This is a genomic window from Ruegeria sp. YTSA135 (assembly GCF_059610165.1).
In genome coordinates this window covers 257,581-272,418 of record NZ_JBXWNC010000005.1, presented here as the reverse complement: position 1 = coordinate 272,418, position 14,838 = coordinate 257,581, and the positions used below count along the sequence as shown (strand labels likewise).

Here is a 14,838-nt window from a genome sequence, read left to right as displayed (position 1 = left end):
CCAAAACCGCCTGCTCCCGCGCCCGGGCCAAAACCACGTCCGCCAAAGCCGCCGCCCGCGCCTTGGAAACCGCCGCCCTGGGGTTGCCTGCCGCCAAAACCGCCTGCTCCCGCGCCCGGGCCAAAACCACGTCCGCCAAAGCCGCCGCCCGCGCCTTGGAAACCGCCGCCTTGGGGTTGCCTGCCGCCAAAACCGCCTGCCCCCACGCCCGGACCAAAACCGCGTCCGCCAAAGCCGCCGCCCGCGCCTTGGAAACCGCCGCCCTGGGGTTGCCTGCCGCCAAAACCGCCTGCGCCCGCGCCCGGGCCAAAACCACGTCCGCCAAAGCCGCCGCCCGCACCTTGGAAACCACCACCCTGGGGTTGCCTGCCGCCAAAACCGCCTGCTCCCACGCCCGGGCCGAAACCACGTCCGCCAAAGCCGCCGCCCGCGCCTTGGAAACCACCACTCTGGGGTTGCCTGCCGAAACTACCCGGCGTTGCCCCTGCGAACCGACGCGACCCTCTGGCGTTCCCCTGAGTTCCGATATTGCTGTCGAATCCGACATAGCCTTGTCCTGCCACGCCAGATCGCAGCGCTTCAGGGTCTATAGGCTGGTCTTCATCAATATCATTTTCCGCTGAATCATTGTTCATGTTTACGACCTAAAATGACTTGGAACTTCTGATAGACTAGCAAGCAGGCGGCTATTTGGCTATCCATGATCGCCAGACATGACACGCTCCGGCTTGGATTCGAGCTGCCAGTAGCCAATTATCAAATGATTTGAGGACGATTTAATGAACTCATCATTAGGTTTCTTGACCGTGGTCTCCGGCTTACCGCGCTCTGGCACTTCCATGATGATGCGCATGTTGGAAGCCGGGGGCATTCCTCCGGTCACCGACAAATTGCGCCGGCCGAACGATGACAATCCGTTGGGCTACTACGAATTCGAGCCGGTAAAAGATTTGCAGACGGACTCCAGTTGGGTCCCGGGGATGCGCGGCAAGGCGCTGAAAATCATCTACAAACTCGTCTATGACCTTCCGCACGACGTACCATATCGGATCCTGTTCATGCAGCGCGACCTGGCCGAGGTCGTACGATCTCAGGAAAAGATGCTGGAACGCGAGGGTCTGGATAGCGGTCGAGAACAGCGCCAAACGATCATTCAGCTGTTTCAGTCCGAGGTCATCAATTTCCGAAACTGGGTAGCGACCCAGCAGAACATCGAAATGTACGTGGCGGATTACGGCAACCTCCTTAAAGACCCCTTTAAGGAGGTTGCCAAAATCTCCGAATTTCTGGGGGCTGACCTCGACAAACACGCGATGGCGCAGGTTGTCGATCCCGCGCTTTACCGAAACCGGGAATAACCGGTCTGCACCTACGGGATCCACCCCCAAATCTCTATGAGGAAGAACCGCACGAGCAAACGCGAATAAGCTTCCCAAACCCGCATCTCTTCGCCGTCGATCTTGGCATATCCAGTCATGCCCGGCCGAAACAACCCATTCTCATTAGACATGAATGTTTTTATACGCACGACCTGCCCGAACTCTTCAGTCTCGGCGACAGGTGCGATGGCGGAGACCACGCCCTCACGTTCTTCGTCTGGCATTGCCCAAGCCTTCAGTCGTACCTTTTCACCAACCTCAATCAGGCTCACATCTGCCTCAGGCACCTTGATTTCGGCGCGTGCGACGGTGTGATCTTCGATTTCCATCAGCAAATCGCCGGTTTCCAGGAATTGTCCGGGCACTGGCTCTTCACTCTCAAAGACCACGCGCCCAGCGACCGGTGCAACAATTTTTGTGTAGCCGAGCTTGGTTTCATTGAAGGCCAGCTCCGACTGCAATCGGTTTACATCGGCCTGTACCATGGCTATTTCGGACGCTTCAGCTTCTGCAGCAACCCGGTTCAGATTGGCCTCGGCGGAACGCAATTCGGCCTTTGCGACATTGAAGTTGCTTATCGTGCGTTCCGCTTGAGAGGTGGGAATTGCGCCTCGTTCCAGCAGTTTCTTGGCTCGATCTGCTTCGGCCTCCAAGAACGGTAGCTCGCTTCTGATCCGCTCAATCTGCTCTATTGCAACCTGAATTTCTTCCTCGGTCGCACCCAGTTCGAGACGCTCCAGTTGCGCACGAGCTTTCGCAAGTTCGGCTCTTGTCACTGCTAGAGCATGTTCTTCACGAACACTATCCTGCAGGGCTAAGATATCGCCACTATCTACAATATCGCCTTCTTCAACCATTACGGCGGTCAGCTCGTTTGGCACGCGCGCCACAACCTTAACCCTGTCATCGGCAAGGATCACGAAGTCGCCGCCTGATTGGTAGTTGTAGGGAAGAAAGGCGACGTAAATAGCGCCCAAAACCAGCGATAGAACCACTATTCGACGCAGCCAGATTCCGCGTCGGCTGTTCTTTGCTTTGGTGCCATAAACGTCGGGTAATGGCCGGTAGAGCGTTATCCTCCGGCTCGGCACCTTTGCGGGAAGCTGGTTTTGCACTCTCTCCGGTTGCAATCCAGCGGGTATCGGCACAGGAAGGTTCTGCCCGCGCCTTGCCCTCTTGGACGCGATGGCTTGCGCCTTTTTTTCTTCAACCATTTCGGCCGTGACTTGTTGACGGATACGCTTGCTGCGGCCGCGTGTTACAACGAACCAGGCTAGGATCAATGCAATGAGGCTGAGGAATACGATGACTCCTGTGCCACCGAAACGGGCTTCTAGCATTGTTGAAACATAAGCCGCGACAAGCGTCACCAGGAACGCTGACGTAAGCAGCGAACCAATGCCGTAAAGGAGGAAAGTCCAGCGTTCGCCCGGTGTTTCCGGCCCAAAATTTTTGCGACGGACGCCAAACAGGTAAGCCATTGAACGTTCTCTCAACATCGGCTGATTGAAACATACACACATCAACCGATAACCTTCACCGTTGATGAGTGGAAAACCACTTATCAAAAAAGATAAAAGTCCAAATTGCCCGATTATCGCGGCGACTTGGGAAAGACTGCTTCCCGATTGACGAGTGAATGCCCAAATCAATGTGCAAAGAGCGAAGATCAGAAAACGTGTTCGTAAAGCAGAGGCATAGACTTGTATTTTTCCATGGCGGTCCAACTTGCTGACGCCAATCATATCGATTGCGAACCGGGGGATGAGAAAGAACAGAAAATTGATGCCAAAGCGTTTTACGTCGCTGCCGTTACGTTGCAACACAGCCCCGATCACTAGTCGCGACACAAGACTAACCGTAACCATCGAGAGCGCCAGAATGCCAACGATACCGATAACCCGACGCGACGCGTAAATGGTATCGAGCACCTCGTCCAAGCGATGAAAAATAGCAACAATGGCGAAAATTCCCAGCGGCACGGTGATACCCGCGAGGATAGAGGCCGCGAAGCCAAAAAAACGGTTCAGAAAACGCAAGAGGCCTGTTGGATCAAACAGAACAATGTCCATGTCCTTGATCTTCGGCTGCTCTTTCTTCGCCCGTTCAAAACTCTGTTGGCGCTCGGTAACAGCATCGTTGGCGATCGCGTAGCGTTTTGAACTTGTACCTTCTCTTGATATCTGCGGCTCGGTCGGAATGTCCTCGACACCGACCGAGTCTTCATCGCCGAATATTCGGTCTTCGAAACCATCGTCGTCATCCCAGTCAAAGTCAGTATCATCAGAAAAGATATTTTCGTCTGGAAAGTTATCCGGCTGAACAGTGTCTCCAAGCGCACCGTCCCCTTCATCAAGCGTCCAGTCGCTGGCCGCAAGGTCACTGTCTTCTATTGAATCTTCCGGTGCGACCTTCATTGACTGAGCCAAATGAAATGGAGGCTTCATTCCAGAATCCAATGCCGCGACCAAAATACCGTTTTGAACCATCTGTTCCGCAAACTGCGCAACTGTCGAAGCATTAACCACAATTCGAAAGTGCGAACTGAGCGCTGTCGCCAGGCCTTCGTGGGAGAACCCTTTTGCAAGCCCATTCAGCAAAAAGAACTCTTCTTCTCCCATCCGATATAGCGCGCCGGTCTCGGTGTTCTTAACGAATGCGACCACGCCGTCACTTCCGGCATCCGAAATCAAACTTACAAGCGCATTTTTTCCTAATTGATATCGCCGGGAGCCGTTGGGATGTTTGTTGACAGTAGTATCAATCGTTGTCATCTATACGCTCATACTACGTTAAAACTCGTGTTAAAGACGCCTACTTAAACGAACCAACATGCCCCACGAAGACTTGGGATATTGAATAATTTACTGGTGCATTTTGTATCAGAACACCGGTAAACTCCGAGCCTCCTGCACTTATTCATTGCAGAGTCTATCTGACTCCCCCATCAAGGCAAGCTTTTCCCCGAACCTCACCCAGTACGCTTGTTTTTTGGCCTCGAAATCCGTCATAAATACAAAGGCTTCTTTCGGTAAACCGCCGTTTTTTACGGGAGATCAAAATTTGAGACCGTTTCTTAGTGGCCGCGTCGTATTGGTGACCGGAGCCAGTCAAGGGCTTGGAGCAGCAACTGCACGGGTTATGGCGCGTGCCGGGGCAGTTGTGGTCGCCACTGCACGTGATGCCGCGGCACTTGATCTAGTTGTTCGCGGAATACGCGAAGAAGGTGCCAAAGCTTTGGCAATTGCTACGGATGTGTCCGATGAGTCAGCAACTGAATCGCTCGTCTCGGAAACACTTAATGCGACTGGTAGAATTGACAGCCTTATTAACATCGCTGGTTCGGCAGAAACCATCGGTCAAAAGCTATGGGAAACGTCACCGGAAACCTGGCAGAGGCTCTGCGCGACGAACATTACCGGTGCCTTGAACTTAATCAGACATGTGGTTCCGCCCATGCAGGCACAACATTGCGGACGGATGCTTTTTTTGTCGTCGCCGGCGACGTTTAGTCCACAACCTGGCACCGGTGCATACGCAGCGACCAAGGCGGCTGTTAACCAGATGGTTCAAACGCTAGCACTTGAATTGAATGGCACCGGCATAACAGTGAATGCTTTCAACCCCGGTCCGATCGATACGCCTTTGTTCGGGCAGGTTTCAGAAACGCTGGGGCGCAACGCGCCAAGCGCAATGATGACTTCGGTCGCACGCCCGCCCGAGTTGGCCGCACGGCTGTTAATGTGGCTGAATGCACCCGAAACAGAAGGTTTGACGGGCGAATTCGTCCAGTGGAACAATCCAAACACACTCGACGCGATGGATCATTTCCTGCGAGCCTACCATATTGGTAAAACTAGCTGACCTCAGGAACAGGTTCGGCAAGTGTCATCTCGACAAGGGCCTCGCTGACCCGCCATAAATGTGCGCATGCGGCTGGATCGGTCGTCGCAGAAGCAATCTCAACCTCTTTGTCCTGATCCATGTATATCCCTGTCTTGGCACGCAGATCCTGATCGATGATCAGGTTTGCGACGAAACTTGCCGATTTTTCTGGTGATATCATGCGATTGCGCGCACGGTTGAATACCGCAAGTTCAGGCCGGTCCTTCAAATCATTTCTATTGAGTATCTCGGTGCGAACGGCACCAGGACTAATGGTCAAAACCCTTGGTCCATTCCGTTCCAGACGCTGCGTCAATGCATTGGAAAACATCATCAACGCAAATTTTGCACGCGCATAAGCCTCCAACAGCTGGTAATTGGCCGATGAGAACAGATCGCCAAAGTCCAGCCCGGATCTTCTGTGGGCTTCCGAACAAAGATTGACGATGTGCCCTTCTTTGGAAATGACCTTAAGAATGCGCGTTGTCAGGTGAAAAGCTGCCAGATAATTCACGGCGAAAGTGGCTTCAATCCCTTCCGGTGTCATGACCCGCGAACCAAATAACGCCCCGGCATTGTTGAAAAGCGCGTGGATATCGGTATGGCGTTCAACGAGTACCTCAGCGAGCTGCTTGACTTCGGACGATCGGGACAAGTCAGCGGCGTAGAACTCTCCCGAAGTGCAGGTCGGCCGGTCGTCGAGCTCTTGCAGCAGACTGGCGCCAGCTTCGGTATTGCGGCCAACCGCGACAACATGCGCCCCGAGTCTTGAAAGCATTACGGCCAGTTCCCGCCCGATACCAGAGGTTGCTCCGGTCACGACGCAGACCTTTCCTGCCAGCGGCTTGCTTCGCGTCTCAATTGCAGCGATGACAGCAGGCAACGTTGGCGTGTTGTCTGCGACGCGACCTTCCCGGCGCAAGTCAAAGATAATCTCCTGCGCACATTCCGCTAGTGAAGACCAAGTGCTGCGCTGTGGCTTGAAATCCAGAATTCGGCTCGCCTTGTCAGTGGCGAATTTCGGTTCTTCGAAAGGATAAGACGGACGGACGCGATCTTGCGTCGCGTTCGGATCCGACAAAAGTCGGCCAAGTCGCTGCAATTCGGCGACCAACACCTCCTGAGAGATTGCCGTCGTTTCTGCAATGTTAAAAATCTGCCCGCTGGCGCTTGATACTCGCATGGCCGATACTAAGGCTGAACAAAGATCGGCCGGATGCAGTCTCTGAAAGGCACCGGGCACGCAAGCCTTTTTTCCCTCGATCATAATGGTCCGCAAATCGGAAATTGCATCGGGATCCGCCCGGTCATAAAGCACTGGAACCCGTAGAGTGACCCGTTCCAGATTATCATCTGTCGCCGCGAAAAAGGCTTTCTCAATCCGGACAGCAAAGCGTGCTGCATCGGACGCCGTCTCGTCGTCCTCATGGATCGGTGCAGTTTCCCGGATCGTACCGTCGCCCGACGCCGTATCAGAATAGACGACCGTATTGCTCAACAGAATAACCCGGCGCACACCCGCGCGCGCGGCTGCCGACATGAGTTCGGTCATCCGCGCTTCCACCTTTTCGTGCGGCAGGTTCGCACCGGGATGGAGAATGAAGATTGCATTGGCTCCGGACAGGATCTCGTCGATCCCGTCGATGGCTGGTTGACCAGCCAGCAGTTCATGCCGTTCCACTTTAAAATGCAACGGTTCCAGCGCGGCCTGCAACATAGCGCCGAGCGTCGATCCGCGATCCAATATAACGACCTTCATGCGTCCACTCCGAATTCAACGCTCCGTAATCTCAAAATCTATTCCACCTGCAGATAAGCTGGGAAATTCGCAGCCGTGGAATGATAGAACTCCAGCCTTCCGAGAACCTCCCGGATGCAGTCTTTGGCTGTCATGCGCGCAGACCAACCGGCCGCGCGTAGTCTGGCCGGATAGAACTTTGGTAAACCAACGTTGTTTTGCGAGGCTATTTCGGCATAAGGATTGTCATCACGTCCGACATTCATGATTTCCCACATCAGTGAGAGAACGTCATAGGCCGTGATTGGCTCATCGCTTGCCACAAGCATTCTTTGATTGCGCAGGTCGGGATGCTCTGCAGCCAGCAAGGCCGCGCTGCCGATGTCGACCCCATGCGTCCACTGCATTGTGTCCCACATACGGCGCAAAGATTCAGCCGCTTCGGCATTACGGATCAACTGAGTGATCAGGTTCTCGACAAATGGGCTTTTCCGACCTGAGACAATCGTTGGCCTGAGCATCGCGTAGTCAAACGCGCCAGTCTCGGCGGCCTCAAATACTATATCCTCCGCACGTATCAGACTCTCACCCAGCGCCTGCTGCGCTGGGTTACCATGTGCTTCTCTCGGTGCATCGTCAGTCAAAGGCCAAAGATTCGGCGTTCGATGCGGCACGTAGACGTTGTTGGACGACATCATTACCAGTCGGGAAACCTTGCCACGGCAGGCATTAACCAAACTGCGTGTTCCCTCGACATTCACGTGGTCCAGGATTTCCGCATCAATGGCAGGAGGCGGGCTGATCAATGCGGTATGAAAGACCAGCTCAACATCTTTCAACGCCTCGTTCAGGGCCACCGGGTCGGCGAGCTCGCCCGGCGCCATTTCGATCCTGTCACGATAATTGATGCGGTGCATCGAGTCCGGCATCGCGAAGACACGGATCTGGTGGTCTGTCCGCATCAACGCTTCGAGCACGTATTGACCCACGGCTCCTGAAGGCCCGGTAACAAGTACTTTCATCTCAACTGCCACATCTGGCTTGACGGTTAACGATACCCCAAATCATCTGTTGTCTAAGTTGGGTCGGAACCCTCCGCCGCCACTATTGCGTGCACCTCGCGCACGGGCCATAACCATCCGCTGGCGCATCGTGCGCCGCCGTTGACGCCTCTGAGCACGAGCTTCCAACTGTTCCTGGTTCGGTCCTTTCTCCGCTTGCCGTTCTGCGCGTGCTTTTCTTGCCTCCCGCAGAGCGTCGAATTCGGCGACGTATAGCGCCAGTACTTCTTTGTTATTCTGCGACACCTTTTTCAGGTCAGCCTTGGCAAGATCGACCCTTTCCAACGCAGACTGCCCATCGCGGATGTGCATCATCGCTGCTCGATAGCTGCGCTCAGCGGCATCACCTCTGTCCTCTGCGGCGAAGGCATCTCCATGAAGACGCTGCACGGCTGCCTGTAAGGCCGGGCGGTTAATCTCACTCAGAATTTCGCGCGCGGCCTCAAGTTTCTTCTGGGCAATCAGTGCCCGCGAAAGCGAGAGCCGGGCGTTGGAATTTCGGCGACGGCCCTTTTCCTTCCCCACAACCTCGGTCAGCGCTGCTTCTGCTCCCGCATAGTCCTTTTGCGAGATCTTCAGTTCTCCCAATCGTTGCAGCAGCAGCGGATCTCCCGCGTTTTTTGCAAGCGCGGTTTCCACGAGTTTGATCGCCGAGGAGTAATTGTCTTCACGCTGAAACAACCTTGCGAGTTGCAGCGTCGTTCGCGGATCAGCTGGCTTCATTTCCAGTGCGAATTGCAGATGCCCCTTGGCCTCATCATAGCGGTCCTGGCGCGCGAGCGCTGCAGCGATGCGACGGCGAACGACTGCCGATTGCGGATCAGTTTCCACGGCGCGACCAAGAACTTCGATGGCCGCATCCGGACGCTTTTGCTGCTCGTGCAGGGACGCAAGGCCGCTCAGCGCCTGTATGGAGGTTGGATTGAGGTCCAGCGCCTTGTGGAAATTCTTTTCCGAATATGACGGGTCATTGCCCTGCATGCCGACATAAGCCGCAAGCAACGGAGCCAAACGGTTCTTTGGATCTGTTTGCATCGCCTCTTCAAGGGTATTGGCCGCTTCATCCAACTGGTTTTGCCGCATATAGCTGATCGCAAGCATCACCTTCAGACGTGTATTTTGCGGTTCATGCTGTATCATCCCGATCAATTCGGACTGAGCTTCTGCGACACGGCCATCAGCCAATAGCCCGCGAATGAACCGCACTCGCTGACGATCGTTTTGGGGAACTTGGGCAACTCTTGGCTCCCATTGTCCTTGCTGGTTCATAGTGGGCATCATACTTCCTCCTTGCTTGTGCTGGCGGCTGCTGCCGACCGAGGTCTTAATGAATTCGATTTCATCATCTCTTTTGCCCTTCCCGCACATTGCCGGTATCAGGACCAAACGATGACGATAACGGGTCTCGTGCCATGGCCAGACCACCGATCCCGTATTGGGTCAGGAGCGCTGTGTGCCCCGCTTCGTATCGGGGAGTGGGAAGGTCTCCGTCCGACTGCGCGGCCTCAATTATTTCTCGCAAACCTTCGAAAGTAGGAATATTTGGATAGAACCCAAGGTCACGTTTCGCGTTAGAAATATCGTATTGCTGCACGTATCGACTCCAGGTTCGGGTCTGGTCCGGCACCAGATCTTCGCGCACCGCTGCGCCGATCGATACGCGGGTCAAACGTCCTATCGCACGATAGGTCACGACATCCGGTCCAGCGACGTTGAAGACGTTGTTTTTTGCGTTTTCTTCGAAGCAGGCCCGCAGTATCGCCTCTACAGCGTCTGTCACATGGACGAACTGGCGCTGTTGATCCCCTTGCTGTCCCTTGCCAAAAAAAGGCGCCGGAGCAGATTCACGCACCATTTTATCAAACATCGGATCGCCGACTCCATAAACCAGGGCGAACCGTAAAATAGTCCCGGCATAGCCATCATGTTTGGCGTAATGCCGGACAAGGTTTTCGCCCGCGATCTTGGACATTCCATAGTCGGCGAGGTCGTGACCACCATCTATGCGCAACGCATGAGATTCGTGGATCGGCCAGTCTTTCGGACTGAACTGGTTCTGATAGACAGCCACAGAACTGCAAAAGACAAACCGCTCCAGCACCGGTGAATCAGAGCAGGCGCGCAACAGGTCGTGCGTACCCTGCACGTTCGTCGCGCGAAGTTCCGGTACCGTGCAGGACCCGGCCAAACGCGCCGCCATATGGAGAACGATGCGCGCGCCCTTTACCAACCGTTTCAGCGCATCCACATGGGCCAAATCTCCGACGATCAATTCAATCTGATCGCTCTCCGGCAACTCCGTCTCCGTGCCTGCAAGAACCAGGCAACGCACCCGATAGCCGCGCTCCAACAACTTCGGAACGAGATGCTTGCCAATGTAGCCGGTGCAGCCAGTAATCGCGAAGTCCACCTCGGCGAAAGAAGCGGGCTGATGATCCGAGGCCTCCTCCGTGGTTTTCGCGGCGTCGGGCACAGTGTAGGATTCATGGCTGGTATTTCCGAGGAAAACCTCCGTTCCTCCGTCAGGGTTTTCATGATACTCCCATCGCGATGCAAAGCGGGCCGGGCTCAACCCCCCGAACGGGTTAGCTGTACCCACGCACAGACCCACGGGTGTCGAAACCATCGTCCGCCCCCCATAATTATAGGGGTTGTTCATCCCGTTTATTGTGACCGGGACCCACGTGATCCCATCCTTGGTCCGCCAAAGCTCAAATCCGCCCCCAATCTGAGCGAGCTGCTCGAAACCGATACCATTCACCAGTCGCCGCGATGTCGGCGATGGCCGGTGCGCATACTGCAGAAAGACGCTCCAATCGAAGGTCGAAACATATAACCATCCGTCATGCACGCACATCCGCCAGGTATAACCAGAAAACAGGTTGTCAAAGCCGGGCCCGATCCCAGAGAGCGGGTATTTAATACCGTCCGGTGTCTCACGTGGCATGCCGACCAGCAGATCCCAGCTGTCATCTGGCCAAATCCGGATAATCTCGCCCGCGCCCGGTCCCACCAGATTGGTGCGATCATAACCGCCGTTCTGGATCGAACTGCCGACATACAAGGCCCCATTGAACTCGCACATGCCCATTGCGATTTCCGACAGCGGCCCCCGGTACGCGCCACGGTCTATAACTTTGCGCCATTGCAGTGGCCCGTCACCGCAAGGTGGCGTGGTCCAAATCTGGTAGCCTTGAAAGTGATTGAAAGTGCCTGCGTAGAGTTGACCATTCGCCTGGGTCATCATGAAGACGCCGTTGTTATTGGGATCGCCAAATCCAACGTCCATAGCCACTTCCCAGTTTCCGGGCTTGGGATCTCTCGAACGCTTGATCACGCCGGTTCTGTTTGAATTGAACTGGATGCCCTCACCCGCAGGCGGGGCATAAAGGTAACCGTCAAAAGAAACCAACTCGCGAAATGTCGAAATGCTGTCGTTGCCGATCCCGGGTTCGGATGCTGGCTCAAAATTCAGCCCGTCTTCGGATCGTAAGACATGGGCCGCGCACCCGCGCAGTACTGTCGACATCGTTGAAACGTACAGAACGGGTTTCGGGTCGGAGTCCCCCTGAAAAACGGTCATGCCGCGATACCCCAGATCCCGAGGTGCAGGCTCGCCTTGCTTGCCTGGGATCATCGGTGAACGGTAAGCCATCTCCCATGTGTCTTCACCGGGTGTCCATCGCCAGATTTGTCCCTGCATATCCAAGTCCTGCACCTTTGGTGGCACGTCCACGGGCCAGGGATCCAGTGCAGGCGGATCAATCGGCGGGAAAAGTTTTAGCAATTTAAATGAGTTGCGCGTCATACCGCAGTATAGACGCCCTTCGAAAAAATCCATCCCGTGGACATAGGCATTGTCGGGATCGCCTATGCCGTTCTTGGCCAACTGGCGGAAATTTCCGCTGTTCAGCCCGTCGCCGCTTCCGGCAGTTGTGTCGAATGAGTTATCCTTAGCCACGGTCATATTCCATTGACTGATCGGCCAACTCTCTACGCGACTGAAATTGAACGCTTGACGCGGCTGTTTTCGGCGGGTTCGCGATCAGATCAGTAAGCCCGCGCGGCTGCAGAAGCGGGAAGTAGTGACCACCTGATACTTCGTGATTGGTCGCATTGGGCAGGTGTTTCAGCAATGCGTCCCGGGTTTGGTGGTAGCCAGACTTTTTGCCGTAAATTATATGGACGGGTGTCTCGAGTTTCCGAAGCGCTGCGCTCGTTAGCACGCTTGTTGCAGAGAACTCTTTCCAGGCATGTGTTGTTGCCATCAGTCGCCGCCAGCGCCGTATGGCGTTGGAATTGTGCTTTGTCGGCATCCAGCCACGCCCATACTGCCCGCGTTGCATATTTGCGAGGGTGTCGTCCGGCGCTTCCGCAATTTCTTCAAGGAAAGCCATGGCCACCATCGGCCAGTCGCCCTCTCCTTGTAAGCCCTTCAATTTCAGCTTCTCTTTAAGAGCCGACCATTTTCTGAGATTGGGAGTATAAGTCTGAGCCTGCAAGGCTGGGACCCAGGCATCTGCAAGAGTGATGCGTATGATCTTATCTCTGGCCTGAAGTGCTGCGGCCAGCGCAATGGCACCACCATAGCTATGTCCAACAACATGAATATCACGCAAGCCCAGATGGTCTGCCAAGGCAAGAATGTCTTTTGCCAGGTCATTTGCGCTGTAGCCCCGCTGGGTCATGCCCGACAGCCCATGCCCGCGCAGATCAAGAGCTGTGACGCGATGGTTCTTCGCCAATGTGAACGCCACAGGACCCCACCAGAACCCAATGCTTGAAAACAGACCGTGGACAAGCAGCAAATTGGTCCCGGATCCAATTTGCTGATAGTGGAGTTTTGTTCCGTCTATTTCTATGCGTGGCATGGTATCATCACAAATATCCAAGCGCTTTAAGGCGCGCTCTAATCTGCTCTTCGGCATCGCCGGTAAGAGTTTCGCTGCTGTCTGTTCCCGCTTCTTTGCCGGCGGTATCGGAAACCTCTGGCACGTGGGTTGCGACATATGCAGGATCAAAGAGGTCCGTACCCACCCGGCCCTCGAAGCTGCTCGGAATATCGAGGCCCAAGGAATAAAGCACCGTCGGAGCCACATCAACGATGCGCATCGGTTCGACCCGTCCAGATGATTTGATAGCGGGGCCGCTGGCAATTATGACCCCATCCGGGTGATGCGTTGCATAAGGGATCTTCCGGTCCTTGACCGGCTCATCCGCGCGCAACACAGAAAGAAAGGAATAATCCGCCATCTGCAGGGTCAGATCAGGGGCCCGCGCGCTTTCTGTTCCGGGGAACGCCATCTCGCGCGTGAACACATCGCGAACGACCGGTTTTCCAGAAGCGGTATCAACAAGGCTCTTTAGCTTGGAAATCAAATCATCGCGAAAGGCTTCGTATTGCTCGGGGGGTACTCCATCCGGATCGTTTCCCGACGCCACTCGGATGAAAATCGCATTGCTTGAGGAACTGAGCGCATAGGCTTTGGTTGGGCCCCAATCGATGAGCGTTGTAGCCTCGGTATTTTCATCAAGTGCCACACGCCCCTGATTGTCGAAAGGCACATCGGCTTTCCATTTCAACATACCCAAGCTTTCCAGCCAGCTGTTCGCATAGAAAATCCGCGCACCGGACCGCGTAAACCCATGATCCGAGGCAATGATCACGCTTGCCTGATCACCAGCTTTTGCAACCATCTGGGCAATGTAGTTGTCCACATCACGGAAATACTGCAGCGCCAAGTCGCGCGCCCTGACCGAACTCTGAGATGTATAGTCGCCACGCGTCGCCGGATCGATGAGGTGGTAACAAAGGTGCTGAATACGGTCGACACCATCAAAAAGAACGGATGTCAGTTCACTCGGCACGCGTTCCATCAACTTCAGAGTGATCTCGAACCAGCGTCGCTCGCGCGTGATATGGAACTGAACCCAATCCTGCAGGTCATTCTCTGCGAGCCCCTGCACGGCTTTTCGCTCGTGCTGCCAATCAGTCGACATCTCGCGTGCTTTGAAAACGCCTTCCTCTTTGAGCATTTTGTATGTTTCGCGGGGATAGATTGCACGGCCAAGATAGGACCACGGCACATAACCCGGGATGACCACACCATCGATCGGTTTGACCGGGAACATGGTGGGGTAGTTCAATGTCGTGACCCGCATGCCTGCTTCGGACGCGATCTGCCAGATTGTTGGCACCTTGAGGTCGGCGGATGTGGTAAGAGTGTAGGTCGGCGTGCTGTTTGTCCGGTCCACCCGGATAAAGTCGAATACGCCATGGTTGCCGGGTGATCGCCCAGTCATGAGCGTCGCCCAGGCAGGCGGTGTGAGAGGGTGCATGGTTGAACGCAGAATGCCTCGGCTACCACCTTCCATCAACCGACCGAGATTGGGCATGACGCCTTCGGACACAAGCGGGTCGAGGATATCGTAGGTCGCCCCATCTAGGCCGATGAGCAGCGTTTTGACATATCTTTCAGGCATTTCTCACCTCCTGACCGGCAGATGCCTCGACAACGCCGTTGAGAATGTCGCTGACCTGCATATCCACCAGAAGCCGCTCGGTTTCACGCAGGTGTTGGAACAACCGCTCCTCAAGATTGAAGTGCTGCTGCAGTTCCGAAATGAGATAGATCAGGCTGATCGACTCCACGCCCAGATCCACCAGTTTGGTATCGGCGGTGAATTCAACCGGCTCCTCCTCCAGGTCCTCTGCCAGATCATGGAAAATTTCGCGCATCGCAGTCTTGGCCGTTTCAATGGCAACTGGCATTGG

General features: G+C 55.0%; 11 protein-coding genes. 2 read left to right on the top strand and 9 right to left on the bottom strand.

Features of this window, described 5'->3' with window-relative positions; genetic code table 11:
* Positions 1–547: hypothetical protein (locus AC2FIT_RS09355; protein ID WP_496828809.1), on the bottom strand; the 547-nt coding region annotated here is incomplete at its 3' end.
* 232 nt (positions 548–779) lie between these two features.
* Here AC2FIT_RS09355 and AC2FIT_RS09350 point away from each other — a divergent pair.
* Positions 780–1,358 carry a sulfotransferase family protein gene (locus AC2FIT_RS09350; protein ID WP_496828807.1) on the top strand — a complete coding sequence of 193 codons (579 nt, stop codon included), beginning with the start codon at positions 780–782 and terminating at the stop codon, positions 1,356–1,358.
* 11 nt (positions 1,359–1,369) lie between these two features.
* Here the strand turns inward: AC2FIT_RS09350 and AC2FIT_RS09345 are convergent, their stop codons facing one another.
* A complete protein-coding gene (locus tag AC2FIT_RS09345) occupies positions 1,370–4,153 on the bottom strand; it encodes a hypothetical protein (protein WP_496828805.1) in 2,784 nt (927 codons plus the stop codon).
* A gap of 103 nt (positions 4,154–4,256) precedes the next feature.
* Between AC2FIT_RS09345 and AC2FIT_RS09340 the strand changes: the two genes are divergently transcribed.
* Positions 4,257–5,243, top strand: a complete 987-nt coding sequence (locus AC2FIT_RS09340) for an SDR family NAD(P)-dependent oxidoreductase (RefSeq protein ID WP_496828803.1) — start codon at positions 4,257–4,259, stop codon at positions 5,241–5,243.
* Here the strand turns inward: AC2FIT_RS09340 and AC2FIT_RS09335 are convergent.
* The 7 genes from AC2FIT_RS09335 to AC2FIT_RS09305 form a co-directional block, all read right to left on the bottom strand.
* Positions 5,236–7,023 (bottom strand): NAD-dependent epimerase/dehydratase family protein, encoded by a 1,788-nt coding sequence (locus AC2FIT_RS09335; RefSeq protein ID WP_496828802.1) that lies wholly within the window; start codon positions 7,021–7,023, stop codon positions 5,236–5,238. The genes AC2FIT_RS09340 and AC2FIT_RS09335 overlap by 8 nt on opposite strands.
* Before the next feature lie 38 nt (positions 7,024–7,061).
* On the bottom strand, positions 7,062–8,024 hold the full coding sequence (locus tag AC2FIT_RS09330; protein WP_496828800.1) for an NAD-dependent epimerase/dehydratase family protein: 963 nt from the start codon (positions 8,022–8,024) through the stop codon (positions 7,062–7,064).
* 42 nt (positions 8,025–8,066) lie between these two features.
* Positions 8,067–9,344, bottom strand: a complete 1,278-nt coding sequence (locus tag AC2FIT_RS09325; RefSeq protein ID WP_496828798.1) for a tetratricopeptide repeat protein — start codon at positions 9,342–9,344, stop codon at positions 8,067–8,069.
* A 61-nt stretch (positions 9,345–9,405) separates the two neighbouring features.
* The gene (locus tag AC2FIT_RS09320) at positions 9,406–12,024 is read right to left on the bottom strand and encodes an NAD-dependent epimerase/dehydratase family protein (RefSeq protein ID WP_496828796.1); all 2,619 of its coding nucleotides are present in this window, start codon (positions 12,022–12,024) and stop codon (positions 9,406–9,408) included.
* Complete coding sequence (locus tag AC2FIT_RS09315) at positions 12,017–12,991, bottom strand: alpha/beta fold hydrolase (protein ID WP_496828794.1); 975 nt, start codon at positions 12,989–12,991, stop codon at positions 12,017–12,019. Before AC2FIT_RS09315 ends, AC2FIT_RS09320 begins: the two co-directional genes overlap by 8 nt.
* The gene (locus AC2FIT_RS09310; RefSeq protein WP_496828792.1) at positions 12,942–14,546 is read right to left on the bottom strand and encodes an alkaline phosphatase family protein; all 1,605 of its coding nucleotides are present in this window, start codon (positions 14,544–14,546) and stop codon (positions 12,942–12,944) included. Before AC2FIT_RS09310 ends, AC2FIT_RS09315 begins: the two co-directional genes overlap by 50 nt.
* Positions 14,539–14,835 (bottom strand): acyl carrier protein, encoded by a 297-nt coding sequence (locus AC2FIT_RS09305; RefSeq protein WP_496828790.1) that lies wholly within the window; start codon positions 14,833–14,835, stop codon positions 14,539–14,541. Before AC2FIT_RS09305 ends, AC2FIT_RS09310 begins: the two co-directional genes overlap by 8 nt.
* Positions 14,836–14,838 lie beyond the last annotated feature (3 nt).